The following is a 21647-nucleotide window of genomic DNA, read 5'->3' on the forward strand; positions in this document are numbered from 1 at the left end:
TCTACTTGCCTCCCTTATCAAAACCAACATTCACTAAACGCATGTAAAAAAGCGCTAATGAGAACGTGACGACAACAATAAGGAGTGCCAAACTTGAGCCATATCCGAAGTTCTGGTTGGAAAATGCCATCTGATATGAATACAACGCTAATGAGGTTGTTCCACCGGCCGGTCCACCACGGGTCATAATGTAGACAATGTCAAAGACCTTAAAGGCCTCGATAGTGCGTAGGACCATTGCGACTATCAGCACTGGCTTCAATAGCGGCAACATAATTGAAAAGAAAGTACGAAGCGCATTTGCCCCATCAACTTTTGCAGCTTCTAAAACATCGCCAGGAATAGTTGTCAGTCCAGCCATAACAAAGAATGCAATAATCGATGAGTTCTTCCATACATCAGCAAAGATCACCATATGCAGGGCAACATTTGGAGTTCCAAGCCAGGGCTTATAACTCTCAATGACTCCGAGTTGAGTCAAAAGCGCATTCAAGGGGCCATAATCAGCATTAAATATGTATCGCCACATCGTTGCGTTTACCACAGTAGGTAACGCCCAAGGTAAAAGAACTGCCGCTCGCAATAACCAGCGCCCACGAATCTTTTGAGACATGAGCAAACCCAAAATTAGACCTAACGACATTTCCAATGCAGTCGATAAGACTGTGAAGTAGACAGTTCTACGAAAAGAATCCAGCAAACTTGAATCAGTAAGAGCATTGTGAAAGTTTTTAAATCCAACAAAAGGAGTGGCAGTTCCTGGCATCGGAGAGAGCATCTGATGAAATGAGAGCCACACAGTTCGAAGAATCGGCCAAGTGACCAACCCAAATACAACGATCGCGGCTGGCAACAGCAAAACTGTTGCCAGACCACGGTCGCTGGTGGTGCTCGAACGCTTTTTCAATTGAAGCAACTATTAGCCAGCCAAGAGTTTGTTAACTTCAGCCTCGGCATCTTTAAGCGCCTTAGCCGGGGTAACAGAACCAGTGAGAGCTTTCTGAATTGCAACTTGCAATTTCTGTGAAACGGCGTTGTACTGCGTAGCAGCTGGACGGTTTACCATGTTAGCTAATTGCTTTTTGGCAACTGGAACCACATTTGGCGCACTGGCAACTACCGCGGCTGACTCATAGGACGCACCCCAAATTGGCAATGAATCTGCAACATATTGTTCCTGAATTGCCTGGCTAGAGACGAATTCAGCAAAAGCCCATGCTGCATCTTGATTCTTTGAATTTGCAGTAATTGAAAGAGCCGAAGAGCCGTTCACACTCTTATGCCCTCCGCCAGAATCTGGAACTTCCCCAATCGCAATCTTTCCTGCCATTTTGGACTGCTCAGGGTCATTAGCTGCGGCATACATGTATGTCCAGTTCAAACCGATCGAAGCGTCTCCGGCACTTATAAGCTTACGTACATCATCCTCAAGAGCTTGCATTGAGGATGGGTTGGTTATGCCATCGACAACAGTTTTGCGCATGAATTCCAGCGCTTGCAATGCGCCACCATCTGCGAAAGCTGGCGCTCCGGCTTCATCAAATATCTTTCCACCAAAGTCAGCAGTCATGGCTGTCCAATCACAGATCACTGCTTCGGCCTGAGCCCAAGACCAGATCAATGGATATCGAATACCAGCCTTGGCTTTAATCGCCTTGGCTGCAGTGGCGACACCATCCCAGCTAGATAAAGATGCTTTATCTACGCCTGCCTTTGCTAAATGGTCTTCGTTCCAAAAAAGGTACTTAGTGTCCAGGAGCCATGGAACACCATAATACTTTCCGTCGTACACGGCTGAATTCAATGCGCCACCAAGGACATCAGTCGCCCAGGTACTAGGAATACGATTGCTGATATCTGCGATCAAGCCTTTACTCGCAAATTCGGCTGGCCAGATTACATCAATGAAAACCAGATCGTAGGTACCTGCTGGAGCAGCCGCGACGATTTTGTCATGCAGTGCCTCATATGGAACATACTCAGGCTTTATTGTCACGCCAGGGTTCTTCGCCGTGAAAGCGGCGATCATTGCATTAATATGTTCTTCAGAGTAGCCAGCTTGCTTCATAAAAAGCGCACCAAGTGTTCCAGTTAGTGCAGCACCGGTCGCTGATGTTGCATTTGTGGTCTTTGAAGAATCCGAATTACTTGAACATGAGGCAAGAACGCCTGCAGCACCTAAACCGACGGCACCAACAAGTAAGCCTCTACGAGAAACACGATAATCAGACAATTTTTCCTCCCCTTGCTTCGACGTTTCTTACCCGATTTACCCTATTCTCACTTACCCACGTAGGCAAGAGACCTGATTTTTAGCCGTTTTATACGAATAAATCTTTAACGTGGAATAGGTCCTCAGTTGGCTTCATTATCAATTACTAATTGCCTATTTGCGCATTCAAAAAAAACACTCGCTGGCCAATCAGAATCGTATGCTCTCCGCTTGAGGAGTTCTGAAACTGCCTTCTTCTTATGTTTTCCGTGCATAACCATCACCACCCTTTTAGATAGAGATGCGATAGTGTCAATACCAACCGTGACACCGTACTGAGGAACATCTTCAACAGATTTAAATTCAGGAAACGTTCCTAAGTTGTCGATACGCGTTGAAAGTGCCACCTCCACAACGCGCGTTTTTGATTCTCGCGCACTACCTGGTGGATTAAATGCAATATGTCCATCGCTGGCACCACTTGCCAAAATGAAGAAGTCGATGCCGACCTCTCGTAGCCAATTCTCGTATTCTTCAGGGCGCTGCGCATCGGGGATGCGAACAGATTTCAATTCGCGAGCCGATCCAGCCGCCGTGTTAAGAGGGTGACCTATTTCTAATTGGGCGAATCTGGCACATGAATAATGGGCAGCCGGGTCAATGTTGGAGAACTTCCCTTGGTTCTCAACAACATACTCATCCATCATCGCAATATTTACATGGCTAAGAGAAATATTCCGCTTCCCAACTTCTTGGGCAAGGGCTTGAAATATCACTCGAGGCGTCCGGCCTCCTGGGCACCCCAGGACAAACTCCCTGCCTTGGATAGAAGTTTGCTCTATGTCATCAATGATTTGCCTAGCTACGAAATTGCCTATCTCTAATGGGCTATCAAGAACTATTGGAACCACGCAATATCCGATCTCTTGAAGCATTAAGGGAACTGACCATGCTCTTCTGTCCTGCGGAGACTATAGTACAAAACCATACCATTGCAAGACAAATCTGATACCTTTTCCTATGGTGAAGCGGATAGGCGTGGATATTGGTGGTACGAAAATTGCGGTCGCAATCATTGATGTATCAGTAGGAAAAGTTCTCAAATCAGTACAAGTTCCGACCCCGCCGGCGGGAAGCCGAGAAGAGGTCCTTCAGACGATCCGCTCTGCAGTCAGCGCTCTTGGATTAGTCGAAAAACTGCCGATAGGGATCGGAGTGTGTGAGTATGTCGATAATGCGGGGAGAATACTCTCTTCCTACGCGGTAGATCTCAAAGATGCGAACCTGCCTGCTGAATTTGCCGACCTGGGCGATGTTGTTGTTGGCTCGGATGTTCGCGCTGGAGCCATGGCTGAGTTCAGATTTGGTGCCGCCCGTGGCACTGCTTCCACATTTTACGTTTCAGCCGGAACTGGAATTAGTTCGTGCTTGCTACTAAATGGGGTGCCATTAATCGGAGCACACAGCGTTGCAATCGTACTCGGTGCACCACCAGTCGAAATTCAATCAAGCGGACGAGCACTAGACAAGAAGCGACAGGAGAGTGATTTGACCGAACCTCAACTTCATGAACTCGTGACACTAGCTGGTCGACGAACTGGTGAAGTGGTAGCAACCATTGTTAATGCCATTGATCCTGAACTGATTGTTATCGGCGGAGGTTTGGGATTAAGCGAAACTTTCTTCAATTCTTTGGCCGAAACGGTACTCCTCCTCGCACATAAGGATACTCCAAGTCCCTATCGTGTAGTCCCTGCAGAACTTGGTACTGATGCTGGTGTTATTGGTGCCGCATTATTGACATACTAAGTCACGGCGAGAACAGATCAACTTGGTGCACTTCCAAATAGTAAGGAATGAACTCGAGGAATTAAATGCCTAATATCTCTGGTCTTCCACAACCACTTTACGAACAAGCGAGTATTGCTATCACAAAGAGTCTTCGTGAAGGCGTGTACCGACCTGGTTCACGGCTTCCTTCTGAGCGGGTCATGAGCCAGGCTCTTGGCGTAAGTCGGCTTACTCTGAGACATGCCTTAGCTAATCTTGTTAAGCAAGGCCTAGTAGAACAAACTCAAACTCGCGGTTGGTTTGCCGCGCAGACGGTAAGTGAAGGTCAAAATCAATTATTGAGTTTTTCCGCCATGGGGGAACTCCGCGGATTAAAGCCCTCCACTCAAATTATTGAATCACAAGTTCATCCAGCGAGTATTGAGGAATCCATTACTCTGCGAATTGCGCCAGGCTCGGATGTCTTCGATTTAACGAGATTGCGTATGTTAGACGGCATTCCCATTTCTGTAGATCGTTCCCGCCTTTCACTCCAACGTTTTTCATGGCTATCTAACATCGATTTTAGAAAGGAATCACTTTACAATCAGCTAGAGAAACACGATTGCAAGCCTACGCACGCCGATTATGTCATCAGTGTAGAAGATGCAGACCAAAAGACGGCTGAACTTCTTCAGGTAGAAATCGGCAAAGGTCTTTTATTGTCAAATGGAACAACCTTTGATCAAGTCGGTTTCCCAATTTCACTTGATAGAATCCTCTATCGATCAGACCGTTACCGTTTACAGACAAGATTAAACCGAGATAGTTCGAATATCTTCACAGACAAGTGAAAATCAAGAATCCTTACTGTAGCAACTCAGAAATCTCTATCCCTAGTTCGCCTAAGCGCTCTTTCCCGCCGTCCAGCGCCGTCAGCACGAATGGTTTTCCATCAGGCAAGAGCGCATAGGTGTGTTCGAAGTGGGCGCCATGTGATTTATCTGCCGAGACCACAGTCCAGTCATCTTTCAGAACCTTGGTTCGATGAGTGCCGCGAGTGATCATTGGTTCAATTGCAAGGACTAGCCCTGGAGTTAATTCAGGCCCGAAACCTCGTTTGCCGAAATTAAGTACATGTGGTTCTTGGTGCATCTCCGTGCCAATCCCATGCCCACCATACTCTTTCAAAATTCCAAAATTACCTTGCGAATTGATGTACTGCTCGACCGCATGACCAATGTCCGAAAGGTGCGCACCGACGCACCCCGCCGCAATTCCTCGCCACATCGATTCTTCGCAAACGTCCAACAATTTTTGATCCTGTGGATCCACTGTCCCAATAATTGTCGAAAATGCTGCATCCCCATGCCATCCCTCAACGATTGCCCCACAATCGATCGAGACGATATCCCCGTCCTCAATAATACGATTACCCGGAATTCCATGGACAATTTCATCATTGAGTGAGACGCAGATAGTGCCAGTGAAGCCGTGGTAGCCGTTGAAATTGGAGGTTCCGCCGCCGCGCTTTATATTCGCGGCAGCAATCGCATCAAGTGCGTCAGTACGCATTCCGATCTTGATTGATGATTTCACTACCTCAAGTGTCTGCCCAACAAGCAACCCTGCGCGGCGCATGACCTTCATTTGGTCCAAAGTCTTCAACTGAATTGCCACTATAAATGCCTAACTAGTGGACGCGACTAAGCGCGGAGATAGCTCGCTCAGTGATCTCTGATACCGAGCCAGATGCACTGATGGTGATGAGTAAGCCTTCGGTACGATAAAAAGAAATAATTGGGGCTGTTTGCTCTTGGTAAACCTCAAGCCGACGGGTGATTACCTCTTCTTTGTCGTCTTCACGTTGGTACAACTCACCTTGACAGGTATCGCACTTCTGCGGATCTGTAGGTTTATCAAATTCAAGATGCCAGACCTTGCCACAGTTGCGACAGACGCGGCGTCCAGAAAGACGGAGAATGATTTCTGAGATAGCAACAGAGAGTTCCAACGCAGCGCTGAGCGGCGTCCTCTTCTCTGCCAAAATAGCTCGAAGGACTTCGGCTTGCGCGACATTTCGCGGAAAACCATCGAGGAGAAATCCGTTGGCGACGTCATCCTTGCCTAAGCGATCACGGACCATCTCATTTGTTACTGAGTCCGGGACTAAATCGCCACGATCCATAAAAGATTTCGCCTCAATTCCCAGCGGGGTTCCCTCTTTTAAATTGGCGCGAAAAATGTCACCCGTGGAGATGTGCGGAATTGCATAGTGCGAAGCCAGGAATTGAGCCTGCGTTCCTTTGCCAGCACCTGGTGGACCAACCAGGACCAAACGCATTAGCGCAAGAACCCCTCGTATGAACGTTGCTGTAACTGACTTTCGATCTGCTTGGCAGTATCAAGTCCAACACCTACAACGATCAAGATCGCGGTTCCACCAAATGGGAAGTTCTGGGTGGCACCGAAAAGAATAAGCGCAAGGATCGGAATAATCGCAACGAAGGCCAGATAGAGAGAGCCAGGGGCGGTAATTCGAGAAAGTACGTACTGCAAATATTCAGAAGTTGGACGACCAGCGCGGATGCCCGGTACGAATCCACCGTATTTCTTCATGTTGTCAGCAACCTCATCCGGGTTGAAGGTAATTGCGACATAGAAGTAGGTGAAGAAAATAATCAGTGCTGCGTAAGAAAGGATGTAGACCGGGTGATCACCCTTGACGAAGTTCCGGGAAATCCACACGGCCCAACCGGCCTGACTATTTGTGAAGTTAACTATCAAGGATGGAATGTAGAGAAGCGAGGAAGCGAAAATCACGGGGATAACACCAGCCTGGTTGACCTTAATTGGAATGTAGGTGCTTGTTCCGCCATATGACTGGCGGCCAACCATACGCTTGGCATATTGAACTGGGATACGCCTCTGCGCTTGTTCAACGAAGACAACTGCTGCCACTACAAGTACACCAACTGCAAGTACGAAGACGAATGCGAAGAGGCCCTTCTGCAATTTGATGCTCCACAAGTTTCCGGGGAAACCAGCCGCGATAGAAGTAAAAATCAAGATCGACATACCGTTACCGACTCCGCGGTCAGTGATCAATTCACCGAGCCACATGATTACCGAAGTACCTGCCGTCATAACGAAGATCATGGTGACGATGCGTGGCCATGAAGTATCAGGAATGATGGGGGCATCACATCCAGAAATCAATCGACCAGGAACGCGCGCTACTGCAACCAGGCCAGTTGACTGCAAGATTGCAAGGCCAATGGTCAAATAACGGGTGTACTGGGTGAGTTTCGCAGTTCCTGATTGGCCCTCTTGCTTCAAAGTTTCAAAGCGAGGAATGACAACGGTCAGAAGCTGAATAATGATCGAGCTGGTGATGTAAGGCATGATGCCGAGAGCGAAAACAGAGAGTTGGAGAAGGGCTCCACCGCTGAAGAGGTTGATGAGACCAAAGAGGCCGCCGGATTCAACCTGCTTGAGACAACTCTGCACGTTGGCATACGAAACGCCCGGGGTTGGAACAACCGAACCGAAGCGGAAGAGACCCATGATCGAGAGGGTGAAGAAAATCTTCTTGCGCAGATCTGGAGTCCTAAAGGCCTTACCAAATGCTGATAGCACTGATCTTCCCCATCTCTCTCAATACAGGTTCTTTCTTGGTTTCGTACCCACCGCATACTAATGAATTCACCTTGGAATTGGCATTAGAAAAGCGATTTATAGCGTCTTTGTTGATCCTCCCGCCGCTGCAATCTTCTCAGAGGCTGAGGAAGAGAATGCATGAGCGTGAACACTGACCTTGACTGCGATATCGCCATTTCCGAGAACCTTGATCGGTAAGCCACTGCGAGCAGCGCCCTTCTTGACCAAGTCCTCAACGGTGACATCGCCGCCCTTTGGATAAAGAGCATTAATGGTTGCGACATTTACAGCCTGGTACTCAATGTGTGCAGGGTTCTTAAATCCACGTAACTTTGGAAGACGCATAACGAGAGGCAGCTGGCCACCCTCGAATCCGGCGCGAACCTGGTTACGGGCACGAGTTCCCTTACCGCCACGACCGGCAGTCTTACCCTTTGATGCTTCTCCGCGACCCTTGCGAGTCTTTACGGTCTTAGCACCGGGGGCTGGACGAAGATGATGAACTTTGAGTGTCATCGTTATTCAACCTCCTCAACCTGGATCAGATGGCGAACGGCGTGAACCATGCCACGAATTTCTGGACGATCTTCTTTTACGACCACGTCATTGATTCGCTTCAACCCAAGGGATCGCAATGTATGTCGAATCTCTGGCTTGCTACCAATCTTTGATTTGATCTGGGTAACTTTCAAACGAGGCATTAGGCACCTACCGGAATCTGTGAAGCGCGGATAAGTGCTGCAGGTGCAACATCTTCAAGTGGGCGACCGCGACGAGCAGCAATTGCTGCAGGGCTTTCGAGTTGCTTCAATGCAGCGACCGTGGCGTGAACCATGTTGATTGCATTATTTGAACCCAAAGATTTTGTAAGTACATCGGAAATTCCAGCGCACTCAAGTACGGCACGAACGGGACCACCGGCGATAACACCGGTACCAGGACTTGCTGGACGAAGAAGAACTACACCAGCCGCAGCTTCACCCTGTGTTTGATGAGGAATGGTGCCTTGGATGCGAGGAACAGTGAAGAAAGACTTCTTCGCTTCCTCGACAGCCTTGGCAATTGCTTGCGGAACTTCTTTCGACTTTCCGTAGCCAATTCCAACTTGACCATTGCCATCTCCAACTACAACAAGTGCCGTGAAGGAGAAGCGACGTCCGCCTTTTACAACCTTTGATACGCGGTTGATGAAGACAACGCGCTCGATATACGGGCTCTTCTCTTGCTGACGGTCATCGCGTCGTTCGCGTCGTTCGCGACGGTCACTGCCCTTTGGGGCATCGCCCGCTGGAGCGCCACTACGTGCTTGAGTTGGATTACCAGCCATTAGAAGTCCAATCCGTTCTCTCGTGCACTCTCAGCAAGAGCTGCAATACGACCATGGAACTTGTTGCCGCCGCGATCGAAAACGACCGTGGTAATTCCTGCTGCTTTGGCACGCTCTGCGATCAAGGCACCGAGTTGGCGAGACTTTGCAGTCTTATCACCGGCTGCCACCCGAAGATCGGCTTCCATTGTGGATGCGCTAGCCAAGGTACGACCGGCTAGATCATCGACAACCTGGACGACGAGGTGACGAGCAGAGCGCGAAACGACGAGGCGTGGTCTGGCAGAAGTTCCGGAGACCTTCTTGCGAACACGGAAATGACGACGGGCACGGGCATTAGTTGCCGAGCCTTTTACGACCTTTACACCGATAGCCATTACTTCTTACCCGTCTTTCCTTGCTTGCGGCGAACAACTTCGCCTGAGAGACGCAAGCCCTTGCCCTTATAAGGATCGGCCTTACGCAATTTCTTAATCTTCGCGGCAACTTCGCCTACGAGTTGCTTATCAATACCCGAGATTGAGAACTTGGTTGGAGATTCAACCTTGAAGGTAATCCCGACAGGTGCAGGGAAAAGAATTGAGTGGCTGTATCCAAGTGCAAACTCAAGGTCTGCGCCCTTCTCAGCTACACGGTAACCCACACCAACAATTTCGATCGTTTTGCTGTAACCATTGGTTACGCCTTCGACCATGTTGGCGACGAGGGTTCGAGAAAGTCCATGAAGTGAACGGCTCAAGCGCTCATCATTTGGGCGAGCAACTGTAAGAACGCCTTCACTCTGTGAAACTTGAATTGGTTCAGCGACAGAGAGCGACAGGGAGCCCTTAGGTCCCTTCACGGCAACGTCCTGACCAGAAATAGAAACTTCTACGCCCGCTGGGACGGTGATTGGCATACGACCGATACGTGACATATCAATTACCACACATAGGCGAGAACTTCTCCGCCTACGCCCTGTTTGTTGGCTTGCTTATCAGTTAGCAAGCCGGAAGAAGTTGAAATAATGGCAACGCCTAGACCGCCAAGAACTTTTGGCAGTGCAGTCGACTTTGCGTAAACACGAAGTCCTGGCTTACTTACCCGACGAAGTCCGGCAATCGAACGCTCGCGATTAGGTCCGAATTTCAAATCTAGAACGAGTGTCTTGCCGACGCCATTTGCATTGGCGTCAACACGGTACCCGCCGATGAAACCCTCCTGTTGAAGGATAGTTGCGATGCGCGTCTTTACCGATGAAGACGGCATGGAAACCGAATCATGGTAGGCAGAGTTTGCATTACGCAGACGCGTTAGCATGTCCGCGATCGGATCTGTCATTGTCATACGTGGCCTGTGGCCTTTCTCGAACTGGTTTCCCGACAGGGTGTCGGGACCTTTTTCGTAGTTGTTGGGTTAATTACCAGGAAGCTTTAGTGATGCCAGGAAGTTCGCCGCGGTGCGCCATCTCACGGAAGCAGATGCGGCAAATTCCAAACTTTTGGTAGACAGCATGCGGACGTCCGCAACGCTGGCACCGTGTGTATCCGCGAACCTTGAACTTTGGCTTACGGGCTGCTTTTACTTTGAGCGATGTCTTAGCCATTTAGTTCTCCTTGAAAGGAAAGCCGAGCGCCTTGAGGAGTGCGCGACCTTCTTCATCGTTCTTTGCGGTGGTAACGAAGGTGATGTCCATACCGCGCGGACGATCAACCTTGTCTTGTTGAATCTCAGGGAACACAACTTGTTCGGTGAGACCAAAGGTGTAATTGCCATTTCCATCAAATTGCTTTGGTGAAAGTCCACGGAAGTCGCGGATACGTGGCAAGGAGATGGAAAGCAGACGGTCTGTGAACTCCCACATGCGGTCTCCGCGAAGTGTCACGTGTGCACCAATGGGCATGTTCTCGCGGAGTTTGAACTGCGCGATGGACTTGCGTGACTTGGTGACCTGTGGCTTCTGACCGGTGATCGTGGTGAGGTCGCGAATTGCGCCTTCGATCAACTTGGCGTCCCGTGCTGCTTCACCAACACCCATGTTGACCACAACTTTGGTCAGGGTTGGAATCTGCATCACGTTCTTGTAGCCAAATTGAGCCTTGAGAGCAGGTGCGATCTCACTGCGGTAGCGTCCCTTGAGACGTACTAGGGTCGACATTAGATGTCCTTTCCGGTGCGACGGGAAATTCGCACGTTCTTGCCGTTTTCATCTTTGCGAGCACCAAGGCGAGTGGCCTTGCCGTCCTCATCAATGATCATGACATTTGAAATCGCGATTGAGGCTTCAACATTGACTATGCCGCCGACCTTTACTCCGCGATCACCCGTGGTTTCGCGGGTGTGCTTCTTTACGCGATTGACGCCCTCAACCAGGATGCGCTTGGAATCCAAGTCGAGCACCTTGCCGGTTACGCCCTTATCTTTTCCAGCGATAACAAGAACGGTATCGCCCTTCTTAATCTTGGCCATTGTTAGAGCACCTCCGGCGCTAGCGAAATGATCTTCATGAACTTCTTGTCACGAAGTTCGCGTGCAACAGGTCCGAAGATACGAGTGCCACGTGGTTCGCCATCCGCCTTAAGGATGACTGCAGCATTCTCGTCAAATTTGATATAGGAACCATCTGGACGACGGCGCTCCTTAACAGTTCGAACGATGACAGCCTTGACGACTTCACCCTTCTTTACTTGACCGCCGGGAATTGCATCCTTGACGGTACAGACAATGATGTCTCCGATACCGGCATAGCGTCGCTTGGAGCCACCGAGAACACGGATGCAGAGGAGTTCTTTCGCTCCTGTGTTATCCGCGACGCGTAGACGCGACTCTTGTTGAATCATCTTTTACTACCGGCCCCTCTACTTAGCTTTCTCGAGGATTTCGACTACACGCCAACGCTTGGTTGCCGAGATAGGTCGAGTCTCCATGATGATTACACGATCGCCTACGCCAGCAGCATTCTGCTCGTCGTGGGCTTTAAGTTTACGAGAACGACTCATAACCTTGCTGTAGAGACCGTGCTTTACACGATCCATTACTTCAACAGTTACTGTCTTATCCATCTTGTCGCTTACAACAATTCCCTCACGGGTCTTGCGAAAACCGCGATCCTCGACAGAAGCGCCATTTTGCGTCATGCAGCACCTCCGATACCTAATTCACGTTCACGAATAATGGTGTAGATCCGAGCGATCTCTTTACGTACCGCGCTGAGTCGACCGTGGCTCTCCGTCTGCCCAGTGGCAACCTGAAAGCGAATGTTGAAGAGTTCTTCTTTCGATTCGCGAAGTTTTGCGTTTAACTCATCAGATGGTAACGCGCGCAGTTCATCGTTAGTTGTAGTAGCCATTACGCCTCCTCACGTCGAACAACTCGGCACTTCATTGGAAGTTTGTGAATTGCTAGACGCATTGCTTCTTGAGCAATTGACTCAGTTACGCCGGAGATTTCGAACATCACACGGCCTGGCTTTACGTTTGCGATCCACCACTCTGGTGAACCTTTACCGGAACCCATGCGAGTTTCGGCTGGTTTCTTGGTAATGGGGCGGTCTGGATAAATGTTGATCCAAACTTTTCCACCACGCTTGATGTAACGCGTCATTGCAATACGCGCTGCTTCAATCTGTCGGTTGGTGACATAGGCGGGCTCAAGAGCTTGAATACCGAAGTCTCCAAAGGAAACGGCGGTGCCGCCCTTTGATGCACCACTGCGAGATGGGTGGTGCTGCTTACGGTGCTTGACTCGACGAGGAATTAACATTTAAGCCTCGCCTCCTTCCACGGGAGTTTCAGGAGTTTCAGGTGCTGCTGCTGCTGCTGGTGCTGCTGGTGGTTCAACAACCGCAGTTGCGGCACGAGAAGTTGGTGTTGATGAAGTCACTTCACCACGAGTTGCGCGTGGCGCTGGACGACGTGGACGATCAGCCTTTGGTGCACGTGCAGCAGCAAGTGCTGCGGCCTCACGCTCTGCACGTGAATGAATAACTTCGCCCTTGTAAATCCAGACCTTTACGCCAAGACGGCCGAAGGTGGTGTGAGCTTCATAGAAGCCGTAGTCAATATCCGCACGCAAGGTGTGGAGAGGGACGCGGCCTTCGCGATAGAACTCAGAACGTGACATTTCAGCGCCACCCAGACGTCCACCGCACTGGACACGGATGCCCTTAGCGCCGGACTTCAATGCGGTCTGCATTGCCTTACGCATTGCGCGACGGAATGAAACACGTGCAGCAAGCTGCTCGGCGATTCCCTGTGCAACGAGTTGGGCATCAATCTCTGGATTCTTGACCTCAAGAATATTGAGCTGGACCTGCTTGCCAGTGAGCTTCTCGAGCTCTAAGCGAAGCTTGTCTGCTTCCATTCCACGGCGACCAATAACAATTCCTGGACGTGCCGTGTGAAGGTCAATCCGGACACGATCACGGGTGCGCTCGATTTCAATTCGAGAAACACCAGCACGCTCCATGCCCTTACTCATCATGCGACGAATTGCGACATCTTCTTTTACATAATCCTTGTACAACTTGTCTGCATACCAACGAGATTTGAACTCCGTGGTGATGCCAAGACGGAAGCCGTGGGGGTTTACCTTTTGACCCATTACTTGGTCGCTCCCTTCTTAACGTCAGACACGACAACAGTTATGTGGCTGCTGCGCTTAAGAATTCTGAAACCGCGACCTTGAGCACGTGGACGGAAACGCTTCATCGTGGTTCCTTCGTCAACGGTTGCGGTAACAACCCAGAGTTCGGATGCGTCACGAATTGCTGGATTCTTCTGCTTTGCGTTAGCAACAGCTGAAGCCACCAAGGTGTAGACATCTGCGCCCGCGGCTTGCGGAGCAAACTTAAGGACGGCAAGTGCTTGATCGGCGCGGGAACCGCGGATCAAATCGACAACTCGGCGTGCCTTCTGTGGTGTGTGTCGGATGTCGCGCAGAACTGCACGAGCTACCGTCGCGTCAATTGCCTCTGGTGACTTAGCCACGTGTAGCCCTCCGATCATCCTTGACGTGTCCTCGGAAGGTACGTGTTGGTGAAAATTCTCCGAGCTTGTGTCCAACCATTGCGTCAGTCACGAAAACTGGAATGTGCTTGCGGCCATCGTGTACTGCGATGGCGTGCCCAATCATGGAAGGAGTGATCATCGACCGGCGCGACCAGGTCTTGATAACGTTCTTGGTGTTATTTGCGTTCTGCGCATCTACCTTCTTGGTGAGATGGCCGTCCACAAATGGACCCTTCTTCAAACTACGTGGCATGAGAACCCCTACCGCTTCTTATTCGATTTACGACGACGGACAATGAGTGAATCGCTCGCCTTTTTCTTGCGGGTGCGACCTTCAGGCTTACCCCAAGGTGTAACAGGATGGCGACCTCCAGAGGTCTTTCCTTCACCACCACCGTGTGGGTGATCCACTGGGTTCATAACAACACCGCGAACAGATGGGCGAATACCCAACCAACGCATACGTCCGGCCTTGCCGTAGTTGATGTTGGATTGCTCGGCGTTGCCGACTTCACCAACAGTTGCCCGACACCGGACATCTACGTTACGAATTTCGCCAGATGGCATACGAAGTTGGGCGTATGCGCCTTCCTTTGCAACCAACTGAACACTCGCGCCTGCAGAACGAGCAATCTTTGCTCCTCCACCCGGGCGAAGTTCGATTGCGTGAATGACAGTTCCTACTGGAATGTTGCGAAGTGGCAAGTTGTTTCCTGGCTTGATGTCGGCCTTTGGACCGTTTTCGACCATGTCACCTTGCGACAACTTATTTGGGGCGATGATGTAGCGCTTCTCTCCATCTGCGTAGTGCAGAAGAGCAATGCGAGCTGTGCGGTTTGGGTCGTACTCAATGTGAGCGACCTTTGCGGGTACACCATCTTTATCGTTGCGAACAAAGTCAATGAGGCGATAGGCACGCTTGTGTCCACCACCTTGGTGTCGCACTGTGATGCGACCAGTTGAGTTACGTCCACCCTTGGAGTGAATTGGACGCACCAGCGACTTCTCAGGTGTGGTGCGTGTGAGCTCAGCAAAATCTGGAACGCTCGCGCCGCGCTGACCCGGGGTCGTGGGCTTTAACTTACGAAGTGCCATTATCTTTCCCTTGTCCTATTCCTGTAGTCCCGGTCCCCGTTAGGAAACTGGGCCTCCAAAGATGTCGATGCGGTCGCCGGCTGCTACTTGCACGATTGCTCGCTTGGTGTCCTTGCGCTTTCCATCACCAAAACGTGTGCGCTTGTTCTTGCCCATACGGTTCATGGTGTTCACACTCAGAACCTTGACGCCGAACACTTCTTCGACCGCGATCTTGATCTGGGTCTTATTAGCATCTGGAGCCACCAAGAAGGTGTACTTGTTTTCGTCGAGCAGCCCGTATGCCTTTTCAGAGACAACTGGTGCTAACAAAATATCGCGGTGGGTCATGCGGACACCTCAACTTCGCTTTCGAAAGCAGTGGCTGTTACGCCCTTGCCCTTTGATGGACCGGCAAGGAAATCCTTGATAGCGGACTCAGAGAAGACCATGTCATCGCTTTTAAGGATGTCGTAGGCATTCAACTGATCTGGAACCAGCAAGTGAAGATCATCAGCATTGCGAAGACTGCGCCAAGCAGCATCCTCGGTGCGTGAAACAACTACCAATAGGTTTTTGCGATCACTGAACTGACGAACGGCCGCGAGCGCTGCCTTTGTTGAAGGAGCAGAAGTGACCGAGTCAAGAACGTGAATACGATCATTGCGTTGGCGATCAGAGAGAACTCCGCGAAGCGCTGCGGCAATCATTTTCTTAGGAGTGCGCTGTTCGTAGTTGCGTGGGCGCACTGCGTGCGCAGTACCTCCACCCTTGTGGATTGGAGAACGACTCGAACCCTGACGGGCGCGACCAGTTCCTTTCTGCTTGAAAGGCTTCTTACCTCCACCACTTACTTCACCGCGGTTCTTTGCCTTCTGGGTTCCCTGACGGGCCGCAGCAAGCTGAGCGGTTACGACTTGGTGGATTAAAGGAATGTTTGTCTGAGCGTCAAAGATTTCTGCTGGCAGATCAACACTGCCAACTTTCTTTCCTTCGGCGTTCTTGATTTCGACTGTAAGCGCCATGGTTATGCACCAACCTTCGTGGCTTGATAAACAACTTCAAAGACTGCTTTCTTTGCAGCTGAACGGATGAAAACAAGTGCGCCATCTGGACCAGGAACTGCGCCTTTAATGAGCAGCAGGTTCTTCTCGACATCTACTGCGTGAATAAGTAGGTTTTGGGTTGTAATGCGCTCTCCACCCATACGACCAGACATACGCATTCCCTTGAAAACACGACCTGGTGTTGAACATGCGCCGATCGAACCTGGCATACGGTGCTTACGGTCAACACCGTGCGATGAGCTCAGACCAGAGAAGCCGTGACGCTTCATAACACCGGCGGTTCCTTTACCTGTGCTGGTAGCGGTAGCGTCAACCAGTTCGCCCGCTTCAAATACATCAGCACTAAGTTCTTGACCCAGCGTGTAAGCAGAAGCATTGGTCGTACGCAGTTCGGCAACGGAGCGACGTGGTGTCACACCAGCCTTTGCATAGTGACCAATTTGTGGCTGTGAAATCTTCTTAGGGTCGATGGCGCCAAATGCGATTTGAACCGCAGCGTATCCATCTGTCTCTAGTGTGCGGACCTGCGTTACGACGCATGGACCGGCTTCAATAACGGTGACTGGCACCATTTTGTTGTTGGCATCGAATACCTGTGTCATACCGAGCTTCTTGCCAAGGATTCCCTTGATGGCAGCGCCCTGCGATTGGGTTGTGATTGATCCAGTAGTTGTCATTGTCGTCTGGTCCCTTAAAGCTTGATCTCGATGTCAACGCCGGCAGGAAGATCGAGACGCATCAATGAATCAACCGTCTTAGGGGTTGGGTCGATGATGTCGATGAGGCGCTTATGTGTGCGCATCTCGAAATGTTCACGGCTGTCCTTGTATTTGTGAGGAGAGCGAATCACGCAGTACGTGTTCTTCTCAGTAGGTAGCGGCACTGGGCCAGCGACCGTTGCACCAGTGCGCTCGACTGTCTCGACGATTTTCTTCGCCGAAGAGTCAATCACCTCATGGTCGTAGGCCTTGAGCCGAATGCGGATCTTCTGTCCCGCCATTGTCTTCTCCTCTAGTCTCTCTAAACTTCCTAAATCCATTTAAATCTTTTTTTATTGAACCCGGCGGTTTCTATACCGCCGGGGTCAACCTCAGCCACTACTTATCTATTGAGTAGTTACTTCTTGATCTTTACAACACGTCCAGCACCAACGGTGCGGCCACCTTCGCGGATAGCAAAGCGGAGACCTTCCTCCATGGCGATTGGTTGAATCAGCGCAACGGCCAATTCGATGTTGTCGCCAGGCATAACCATTTCGGTGCCGGTTGGAAGTGTTACAACACCGGTCACGTCAGTTGTACGGAAGTAGAACTGTGGTCGGTAGTTGTTGAAGAATGGAGTGTGACGTCCGCCTTCATCCTTTGAAAGGATGTAAACAGAAGCATCGAACTCGGTGTGAGGTGTGATGGTGCCTGGCTTGCAGACAACCTGTCCGCGCTCAACGTCTTCACGCTTTGTTCCACGAAGAAGAAGACCGACGTTCTCGCCAGCTTGTCCTTCATCAAGCAACTTACGGAACATTTCCACACCAGTAACAGTTGTCTTCATGCTTGTTGGACGGATTCCAACGATTTCAACCTCTTCGTTGACCTTAACAACACCGCGCTCAATACGACCGGTGATAACAGTTCCTCGACCTGTGATCGTGAAGACGTCTTCCACTGGCATCAAGAATGGCTTGTCAATTTCACGGACTGGCTGTGGGATAAATGAGTCCACTGCATCCATGAGTTCCATGATCTTCTCTGCCCACTTAGCATCTCCTTCGAGAGCCTTAAGTGCAGATACACGAACGATTGGTGTGTCATCGCCTGGGAACTCGTACTTGCTGAGAAGTTCGCGAACTTCCATTTCTACGAGTTCAAGAATTTCTTCATCGTCAACCATGTCTGACTTGTTGAGAGCAACAACGATTGAAGGTACGCCCACCTGGCGAGCAAGGAGAACGTGCTCCTTGGTCTGTGGCATTGGACCGTCAGTTGCTGCAACTACGAGGATTGCGCCGTCCATCTGTGCTGCACCAGTAATCATGTTCTTGATGTAGTCAGCGTGGCCAGGGCAGTCAACGTGCGCGTAGTGACGCTTCTCTGTTTGGTACTCGATGTGCGCGATCGAGATCGTTATACCGCGCGCGCGCTCTTCTGGCGCCTTATCGATCTGATCGAATGGTGTGAATGGGTTTACATCTGGGAACTTATCGTGCAACACCTTGGAGATCGCAGCGGTAAGAGTGGTCTTACCGTGGTCGATGTGCCCGATGGTGCCGATGTTTACGTGCGGTTTTGTCCGCTCGAACTTCGCCTTTGCCACTTTTGGTCCTTCTTTCTTCTCTTTGGTTGCTTTAGTTAGGGTTTTTTAGTTTTTGGTGGGTCGTTTGGGACTATTCGCCGCGAGCCTTGGAAATGATGTCCTTCGCAACGTTTGCTGGAACTTCGGCATACGAATCGAATTGCATGCTGTAGCTCGCGCGACCTTGCGTTCTGGAGCGGAGATCTCCGACGTAGCCGAACATCTCTGACAACGGAACGAGCGCCCTAACAATGCGGGCACCTGACCGCTCGTCCATGGCCTGGATCTGACCACGACGACTATTAATATCGCCGATGACATCACCCATGAAATCTTCAGGGGTGATGACTTCAACTGCCATTACTGGTTCGAGAATTGCCGGGTCAGCAAGTTTTGCTGCTTCCTTAAACGCTGCGATACCGGCAATCTTGAAGGCCAATTCCGATGAGTCAACATCGTGGTAGGCACCATCAAGAAGAAGGACGCGGACATCAGTGAGTGGATATCCAGCAAGTGGGCCTGCCGTCATGGCCTCTCTGCAACCCGCATCAACTGAAGGAATATATTCCCTAGGAATGCGACCACCGGTAACTTTGTTGACGAATTCGTATCCACCCTCGACCGATCCTGCTGGAAGTGGCTCAATCGCAATCTGAATCTTCGCGAACTGGCCAGAACCACCGGTCTGCTTCTTGTGGGTGTAGTCGTGACGCGCGACACCCTTGCGCAGAGTTTCGCGGAAGGCAACCTGTGGCTTACCGACGTTGGCATCGACGCCAAATTCGCGACGCATGCGTTCAACTGTAATTTCCAGGTGTAACTCGCCCATTCCGGCGATGATGGTCTGACCGGTCTCTTCATCGGTCTTGACACGGAAAGTTGGGTCTTCTTCGGAAAGACGCTGAATCGCAATGCCGAGTTTTTCCTGGTCGCTCTTAGTCTTTGGTTCAATCGCAACTGAGATAACTGGATCTGGAAAATCCATTGATTCAAGAATTACCGGCTTGGCAATATCGCAGAGAGTCTCACCAGTTGTGGTGTTCTTAAGGCCCATAACCGCAACGATCATTCCGGCGCCAGCGCTCTCACGCTCTTCGCGCTTGTTGGCGTGCATCTGGTAGATCTTTCCGATGCGCTCTTTTCGATCTTTATTGCTGTTAAGAACAGCAGAACCGGTTTCAAGAACACCAGAGTAAATACGGATGAAGTGAAGTTTTCCAAGGTGTGGGTCTGACATGATCTTGAATGCAAGGGCCGAGAATGGCTCCTTGTTATCTGGGTGACGGATAACTTCTGCCGTCCCATCCCCGCTCATGCTGTGTCCAACAATTGATTCAACATCAAGCGGACTTGGAAGGTAGCGAGTTACTGCATCGAGCATTGGCTGTACGCCCTTGTTCTTAAATGCAGAACCGCAAAGAACTGGAACTGCCTTAGCTGCCAAAGTTGCGCGACGGATTCCGTCGATGATCTCTTGCTCAGAAAGATCAGCACCGTCTAGGTACTTCTCCATGATCTGGTCATCCGCATCAGCAAGAGCCTCGATGAGATCGTGACGAGCTTGCTTGCACTTCTCAGCCAAGTCAGCGGGAATTTCCTCGACGATGTAATCCTCACCCTTCTTAGTCTCGCCGGGCCAGACAAGCGCCTTCATTGCGATCAAGTCGACAACGCCGAGGAATGAAGCTTCGTTTCCGATTGGAACCTGAAGCACAAGTGGCTTCGCGTTAAGGCGAGAAACGATCATGCCGACGCACATATCGAAGTTTGCGCCGGTGCGGTCTAGCTTGTTTACGAAACAGATACGTGGAACGCTGTAACGATCAGCTTGGCGCCATACCGTTTCAGACTGTGGCTCAACACCTGCAACACCGTCAAACACTGCAACCGCGCCATCAAGTACGCGCAGCGAACGCTCTACCTCAATGGTGAAGTCAACGTGACCGGGTGTATCAATGATGTTGATGAGGTAGTCGTGCCACATACAGGTGGTTGCAGCGGAAGTAATGGTGATTCCGCGCTCTTGTTCCTGCTCCATCCAGTCCATGGTGGCTGCGCCTTCATGGACTTCACCGATTTTGTAGTTAATGCCAGTGTAAAAAAGGATGCGCTCAGTGGTCGTGGTTTTGCCCGCGTCGATATGAGCCATGATCCCAATGTTGCGGACCTTGGCTAGGTCGATGTTCTCTGCGGCCACTTAGTTGCTCCTTCTTTGCTTCTGTTAGAACTTCTTAAAAACGGTTGGTGTGATATTTAATTCTTAGAGCCGTAAGGCGGGTTACCAGCGGTAATGCGCGAAAGCCTTGTTGGCTTCAGCCATCTTGTGTGTGTCTTCGCGACGCTTCACTGCGGCACCAAGACCATTGCTCGCGTCAATCAATTCATTGGTGAGGCGTTCTGCCATCGACTTTTCGCGACGTGCGCGTGAGAAGTCGACCAACCAACGAAGTGCAAGAGTTGTTGAACGGCCAGCCTTTACTTCAACTGGAACCTGGTAAGTAGCGCCACCAACACGACGTGATTTAACTTCAACAGTTGGTTTGATATTGTCGAGTGCGCGCTTCAAGGTGATGATTGGATCAACCTGAGTTTTTGCACGGCAACCCTCGAGGGCGTTGTAAACAATTGCTTCGGCAGTTGAGCGCTTGCCGTGAAGCAGAATTTTATTAATAAGAGCAGTAACAACTGGTGAGTTGTAAACAGGATCAGCAATTACTGGTGACTTGACCGCAGGACCTTTACGTGGCATTAGGAAGCCTTCTTCTCTCTCTTGGTGCCGTAACGGCTACGTGATTGCTTACGGTTTTTAACACCTTGGGTATCAAGTGAACCGCGAATGATCTTGTAACGAACGCCGGGAAGATCCTTTACACGACCACCACGAACGAGAACGATCGAGTGCTCCTGCAAATTGTGACCTTCACCTGGAATGTATGCCGTAACTTCCATGCCACTGGTTAAGCGAACACGTGCGACTTTACGAAGTGCAGAGTTCGGCTTCTTAGGTGTCGTCGTGTAAACACGAGTGCACACACCGCGACGCTGAGGACTTCCCTTGAGCGCAGGCGTGCTCGTCTTCGTGGTCTTTTCAGCGCGACCGCGACGAACCAGCTGTTGAATTGTTGGCATCTTTCTCCATTCGTTACTACTTCAATTTTTGCGCAATGTCCGACCCACGAGGTCGGGCGTGTCGCCTGACTTCGCACGAGTGCTGATGCAAATTAATCGCAGGGCAGTCGGACAGAGCTCTAAAAAAGAGC

The 21647-nt window shown here is 50.5% G+C and carries 33 protein-coding genes; 2 read left to right on the top strand and 31 right to left on the bottom strand.

The annotated features are described in order from the left end of the window. Position 1: 1 nt before the first annotated feature. The 3 genes from VMW30_00850 to VMW30_00860 form a co-directional block, all read right to left on the bottom strand. A complete protein-coding gene (locus VMW30_00850) occupies positions 2 to 907 on the bottom strand; it encodes a sugar ABC transporter permease (protein HUW86917.1) in 906 nt (301 codons plus the stop codon). Between the two features lie 12 nt (positions 908 to 919). Then, positions 920 to 2233, bottom strand: a complete 1314-nt coding sequence (locus VMW30_00855) for an extracellular solute-binding protein (GenBank protein ID HUW86918.1) — start codon at positions 2231 to 2233, stop codon at positions 920 to 922. Positions 2234 to 2355: 122 nt separating this feature from the next. Next, a complete protein-coding gene (locus tag VMW30_00860) occupies positions 2356 to 3147 on the bottom strand; it encodes a 6-phosphogluconolactonase (GenBank protein HUW86919.1) in 792 nt (263 codons plus the stop codon). Positions 3148 to 3232: 85 nt separating this feature from the next. Between VMW30_00860 and VMW30_00865 the strand changes: the two genes are divergently transcribed. Next, complete coding sequence (locus VMW30_00865; GenBank protein ID HUW86920.1) at positions 3233 to 4021, top strand: ROK family protein; 789 nt, start codon at positions 3233 to 3235, stop codon at positions 4019 to 4021. A 65-nt stretch (positions 4022 to 4086) separates the two neighbouring features. Further along, positions 4087 to 4836, top strand: coding sequence for a GntR family transcriptional regulator (locus tag VMW30_00870; GenBank protein ID HUW86921.1), 750 nt, complete (start codon positions 4087 to 4089; stop codon positions 4834 to 4836). A gap of 13 nt (positions 4837 to 4849) precedes the next feature. On the opposite strand, the gene map is transcribed toward VMW30_00870, so the two are convergent. The 28 genes from map to rpsL all read right to left on the bottom strand — a co-directional run bounded on the left by map (position 4850) and on the right by rpsL (position 21516). Next, on the bottom strand, positions 4850 to 5662 hold the full coding sequence (gene map / locus VMW30_00875; GenBank protein ID HUW86922.1) for a type I methionyl aminopeptidase: 813 nt from the start codon (positions 5660 to 5662) through the stop codon (positions 4850 to 4852). Positions 5663 to 5675: 13 nt separating this feature from the next. Beyond that, positions 5676 to 6326: an adenylate kinase gene (locus tag VMW30_00880; protein HUW86923.1), complete on the bottom strand. Its 651-nt coding sequence runs from the start codon at positions 6324 to 6326 to the stop codon at positions 5676 to 5678. Further along, positions 6326 to 7621 (bottom strand): preprotein translocase subunit SecY, encoded by a 1296-nt coding sequence (gene secY / locus VMW30_00885; protein ID HUW86924.1) that lies wholly within the window; start codon positions 7619 to 7621, stop codon positions 6326 to 6328. Before secY ends, VMW30_00880 begins: the two co-directional genes overlap by 1 nt. Positions 7622 to 7717: 96 nt before the next feature. After that, a complete protein-coding gene (gene rplO / locus VMW30_00890; protein ID HUW86925.1) occupies positions 7718 to 8158 on the bottom strand; it encodes a 50S ribosomal protein L15 in 441 nt (146 codons plus the stop codon). Between the two features lie 2 nt (positions 8159 to 8160). Next, complete coding sequence (gene rpmD, locus VMW30_00895) at positions 8161 to 8343, bottom strand: 50S ribosomal protein L30 (protein ID HUW86926.1); 183 nt, start codon at positions 8341 to 8343, stop codon at positions 8161 to 8163. Next, positions 8343 to 8969: a 30S ribosomal protein S5 gene (rpsE, locus tag VMW30_00900; protein ID HUW86927.1), complete on the bottom strand. Its 627-nt coding sequence runs from the start codon at positions 8967 to 8969 to the stop codon at positions 8343 to 8345. Before rpsE ends, rpmD begins: the two co-directional genes overlap by 1 nt. Continuing rightward, positions 8969 to 9346, bottom strand: coding sequence for a 50S ribosomal protein L18 (gene rplR / locus VMW30_00905; protein HUW86928.1), 378 nt, complete (start codon positions 9344 to 9346; stop codon positions 8969 to 8971). The genes rpsE and rplR overlap by 1 nt, the downstream gene beginning before the upstream one ends. After that, on the bottom strand, positions 9346 to 9885 hold the full coding sequence (rplF, locus tag VMW30_00910) for a 50S ribosomal protein L6 (protein HUW86929.1): 540 nt from the start codon (positions 9883 to 9885) through the stop codon (positions 9346 to 9348). The genes rplR and rplF overlap by 1 nt, the downstream gene beginning before the upstream one ends. 5 nt (positions 9886 to 9890) lie before the next feature. Continuing rightward, complete coding sequence (gene rpsH / locus VMW30_00915; GenBank protein HUW86930.1) at positions 9891 to 10295, bottom strand: 30S ribosomal protein S8; 405 nt, start codon at positions 10293 to 10295, stop codon at positions 9891 to 9893. A 73-nt stretch (positions 10296 to 10368) separates the two neighbouring features. Then, positions 10369 to 10554, bottom strand: coding sequence for a type Z 30S ribosomal protein S14 (locus VMW30_00920; GenBank protein ID HUW86931.1), 186 nt, complete (start codon positions 10552 to 10554; stop codon positions 10369 to 10371). After that, entirely contained in the window at positions 10555 to 11106 is a 552-nt protein-coding gene (gene rplE, locus VMW30_00925) for a 50S ribosomal protein L5 (GenBank protein ID HUW86932.1), read from the bottom strand. After that, positions 11106 to 11417, bottom strand: coding sequence for a 50S ribosomal protein L24 (rplX, locus tag VMW30_00930; protein ID HUW86933.1), 312 nt, complete (start codon positions 11415 to 11417; stop codon positions 11106 to 11108). The genes rplE and rplX overlap by 1 nt, the downstream gene beginning before the upstream one ends. A 2-nt stretch (positions 11418 to 11419) precedes the next feature. Next, positions 11420 to 11788: a 50S ribosomal protein L14 gene (rplN, locus tag VMW30_00935; GenBank protein ID HUW86934.1), complete on the bottom strand. Its 369-nt coding sequence runs from the start codon at positions 11786 to 11788 to the stop codon at positions 11420 to 11422. A gap of 18 nt (positions 11789 to 11806) precedes the next feature. Continuing rightward, positions 11807 to 12085, bottom strand: coding sequence for a 30S ribosomal protein S17 (gene rpsQ, locus VMW30_00940; GenBank protein HUW86935.1), 279 nt, complete (start codon positions 12083 to 12085; stop codon positions 11807 to 11809). Further along, on the bottom strand, positions 12082 to 12297 hold the full coding sequence (gene rpmC, locus VMW30_00945) for a 50S ribosomal protein L29 (protein HUW86936.1): 216 nt from the start codon (positions 12295 to 12297) through the stop codon (positions 12082 to 12084). Before rpmC ends, rpsQ begins: the two co-directional genes overlap by 4 nt. After that, positions 12297 to 12710 (bottom strand): 50S ribosomal protein L16, encoded by a 414-nt coding sequence (gene rplP / locus VMW30_00950; GenBank protein ID HUW86937.1) that lies wholly within the window; start codon positions 12708 to 12710, stop codon positions 12297 to 12299. Before rplP ends, rpmC begins: the two co-directional genes overlap by 1 nt. Beyond that, the gene (gene rpsC / locus VMW30_00955; protein ID HUW86938.1) at positions 12711 to 13550 is read right to left on the bottom strand and encodes a 30S ribosomal protein S3; all 840 of its coding nucleotides are present in this window, start codon (positions 13548 to 13550) and stop codon (positions 12711 to 12713) included. Next, entirely contained in the window at positions 13550 to 13915 is a 366-nt protein-coding gene (rplV, locus tag VMW30_00960; GenBank protein ID HUW86939.1) for a 50S ribosomal protein L22, read from the bottom strand. Before rplV ends, rpsC begins: the two co-directional genes overlap by 1 nt. A 13-nt stretch (positions 13916 to 13928) precedes the next feature. Beyond that, entirely contained in the window at positions 13929 to 14210 is a 282-nt protein-coding gene (rpsS, locus tag VMW30_00965) for a 30S ribosomal protein S19 (protein HUW86940.1), read from the bottom strand. Positions 14211 to 14218: 8 nt separating this feature from the next. Next, entirely contained in the window at positions 14219 to 15052 is an 834-nt protein-coding gene (gene rplB, locus VMW30_00970; GenBank protein HUW86941.1) for a 50S ribosomal protein L2, read from the bottom strand. A gap of 39 nt (positions 15053 to 15091) precedes the next feature. Further along, a complete protein-coding gene (gene rplW, locus VMW30_00975) occupies positions 15092 to 15382 on the bottom strand; it encodes a 50S ribosomal protein L23 (protein HUW86942.1) in 291 nt (96 codons plus the stop codon). Further along, on the bottom strand, positions 15379 to 16056 hold the full coding sequence (gene rplD, locus VMW30_00980; protein ID HUW86943.1) for a 50S ribosomal protein L4: 678 nt from the start codon (positions 16054 to 16056) through the stop codon (positions 15379 to 15381). Before rplD ends, rplW begins: the two co-directional genes overlap by 4 nt. A 2-nt stretch (positions 16057 to 16058) precedes the next feature. Further along, positions 16059 to 16775, bottom strand: coding sequence for a 50S ribosomal protein L3 (gene rplC / locus VMW30_00985; protein HUW86944.1), 717 nt, complete (start codon positions 16773 to 16775; stop codon positions 16059 to 16061). Positions 16776 to 16789: 14 nt separating this feature from the next. After that, positions 16790 to 17098: a 30S ribosomal protein S10 gene (gene rpsJ / locus VMW30_00990; protein ID HUW86945.1), complete on the bottom strand. Its 309-nt coding sequence runs from the start codon at positions 17096 to 17098 to the stop codon at positions 16790 to 16792. A gap of 116 nt (positions 17099 to 17214) precedes the next feature. Then, positions 17215 to 18408: an elongation factor Tu gene (gene tuf, locus VMW30_00995; GenBank protein HUW86946.1), complete on the bottom strand. Its 1194-nt coding sequence runs from the start codon at positions 18406 to 18408 to the stop codon at positions 17215 to 17217. 70 nt (positions 18409 to 18478) lie between these two features. Continuing rightward, the gene (gene fusA, locus VMW30_01000; protein ID HUW86947.1) at positions 18479 to 20584 is read right to left on the bottom strand and encodes an elongation factor G; all 2106 of its coding nucleotides are present in this window, start codon (positions 20582 to 20584) and stop codon (positions 18479 to 18481) included. 81 nt (positions 20585 to 20665) lie between these two features. Beyond that, the gene (gene rpsG, locus VMW30_01005) at positions 20666 to 21136 is read right to left on the bottom strand and encodes a 30S ribosomal protein S7 (protein HUW86948.1); all 471 of its coding nucleotides are present in this window, start codon (positions 21134 to 21136) and stop codon (positions 20666 to 20668) included. Then, on the bottom strand, positions 21136 to 21516 hold the full coding sequence (rpsL, locus tag VMW30_01010; protein ID HUW86949.1) for a 30S ribosomal protein S12: 381 nt from the start codon (positions 21514 to 21516) through the stop codon (positions 21136 to 21138). Before rpsL ends, rpsG begins: the two co-directional genes overlap by 1 nt. Positions 21517 to 21647 lie beyond the last annotated feature (131 nt).

The organism is Candidatus Paceibacterota bacterium (assembly GCA_035530615.1).
Classification (GTDB): Bacteria; Actinomycetota; Actinomycetes; order Nanopelagicales; family Nanopelagicaceae; genus QYPT01.

Bases quoted from the DNA above. Each gene is read 5' to 3' on its own strand.
- rpsH (HUW86930.1), bottom strand. From the start codon at position 10,295: ATGACAATGACAGATCCGATCGCGGACATGCTAACGCGTCTGCGTAAT.
- rplX (HUW86933.1), bottom strand. From the start codon at position 11,417: ATGGCCAAGATTAAGAAGGGCGATACCGTTCTTGTTATCGCTGGAAAA.
- rpsJ (HUW86945.1), bottom strand. From the start codon at position 17,098: ATGGCGGGACAGAAGATCCGCATTCGGCTCAAGGCCTACGACCATGAG.
- rpsE (HUW86927.1), bottom strand. From the start codon at position 8,969: ATGGCTGGTAATCCAACTCAAGCACGTAGTGGCGCTCCAGCGGGCGAT.
- rplP (HUW86937.1), bottom strand. From the start codon at position 12,710: ATGTTAATTCCTCGTCGAGTCAAGCACCGTAAGCAGCACCACCCATCT.
- rpsS (HUW86940.1), bottom strand. From the start codon at position 14,210: ATGCCACGTAGTTTGAAGAAGGGTCCATTTGTGGACGGCCATCTCACC.
- rplE (HUW86932.1), bottom strand. From the start codon at position 11,106: ATGTCGACCCTAGTACGTCTCAAGGGACGCTACCGCAGTGAGATCGCA.
- rpmD (HUW86926.1), bottom strand. From the start codon at position 8,343: ATGCCTCGTTTGAAAGTTACCCAGATCAAATCAAAGATTGGTAGCAAG.
- VMW30_00920 (HUW86931.1), bottom strand. From the start codon at position 10,554: ATGGCTAAGACATCGCTCAAAGTAAAAGCAGCCCGTAAGCCAAAGTTC.
- VMW30_00870 (HUW86921.1), top strand. From the start codon at position 4,087: ATGCCTAATATCTCTGGTCTTCCACAACCACTTTACGAACAAGCGAGT.
- rplN (HUW86934.1), bottom strand. From the start codon at position 11,788: ATGATTCAACAAGAGTCGCGTCTACGCGTCGCGGATAACACAGGAGCG.
- rplB (HUW86941.1), bottom strand. From the start codon at position 15,052: ATGGCACTTCGTAAGTTAAAGCCCACGACCCCGGGTCAGCGCGGCGCG.
- rplD (HUW86943.1), bottom strand. From the start codon at position 16,056: ATGGCGCTTACAGTCGAAATCAAGAACGCCGAAGGAAAGAAAGTTGGC.
- rplO (HUW86925.1), bottom strand. From the start codon at position 8,158: ATGACACTCAAAGTTCATCATCTTCGTCCAGCCCCCGGTGCTAAGACC.
- rpsC (HUW86938.1), bottom strand. From the start codon at position 13,550: ATGGGTCAAAAGGTAAACCCCCACGGCTTCCGTCTTGGCATCACCACG.
- rpsQ (HUW86935.1), bottom strand. From the start codon at position 12,085: ATGACGCAAAATGGCGCTTCTGTCGAGGATCGCGGTTTTCGCAAGACC.
- rplW (HUW86942.1), bottom strand. From the start codon at position 15,382: ATGACCCACCGCGATATTTTGTTAGCACCAGTTGTCTCTGAAAAGGCA.
- rpmC (HUW86936.1), bottom strand. From the start codon at position 12,297: ATGGCTACTACAACTAACGATGAACTGCGCGCGTTACCATCTGATGAG.
- rpsL (HUW86949.1), bottom strand. From the start codon at position 21,516: ATGCCAACAATTCAACAGCTGGTTCGTCGCGGTCGCGCTGAAAAGACC.
- rplR (HUW86928.1), bottom strand. From the start codon at position 9,346: ATGGCTATCGGTGTAAAGGTCGTAAAAGGCTCGGCAACTAATGCCCGT.
- VMW30_00860 (HUW86919.1), bottom strand. From the start codon at position 3,147: ATGCTTCAAGAGATCGGATATTGCGTGGTTCCAATAGTTCTTGATAGC.
- rpsG (HUW86948.1), bottom strand. From the start codon at position 21,136: ATGCCACGTAAAGGTCCTGCGGTCAAGTCACCAGTAATTGCTGATCCT.
- rplF (HUW86929.1), bottom strand. From the start codon at position 9,885: ATGTCACGTATCGGTCGTATGCCAATCACCGTCCCAGCGGGCGTAGAA.
- rplC (HUW86944.1), bottom strand. From the start codon at position 16,775: ATGACAACTACTGGATCAATCACAACCCAATCGCAGGGCGCTGCCATC.
- VMW30_00880 (HUW86923.1), bottom strand. From the start codon at position 6,326: ATGCGTTTGGTCCTGGTTGGTCCACCAGGTGCTGGCAAAGGAACGCAG.
- VMW30_00865 (HUW86920.1), top strand. From the start codon at position 3,233: ATGGTGAAGCGGATAGGCGTGGATATTGGTGGTACGAAAATTGCGGTC.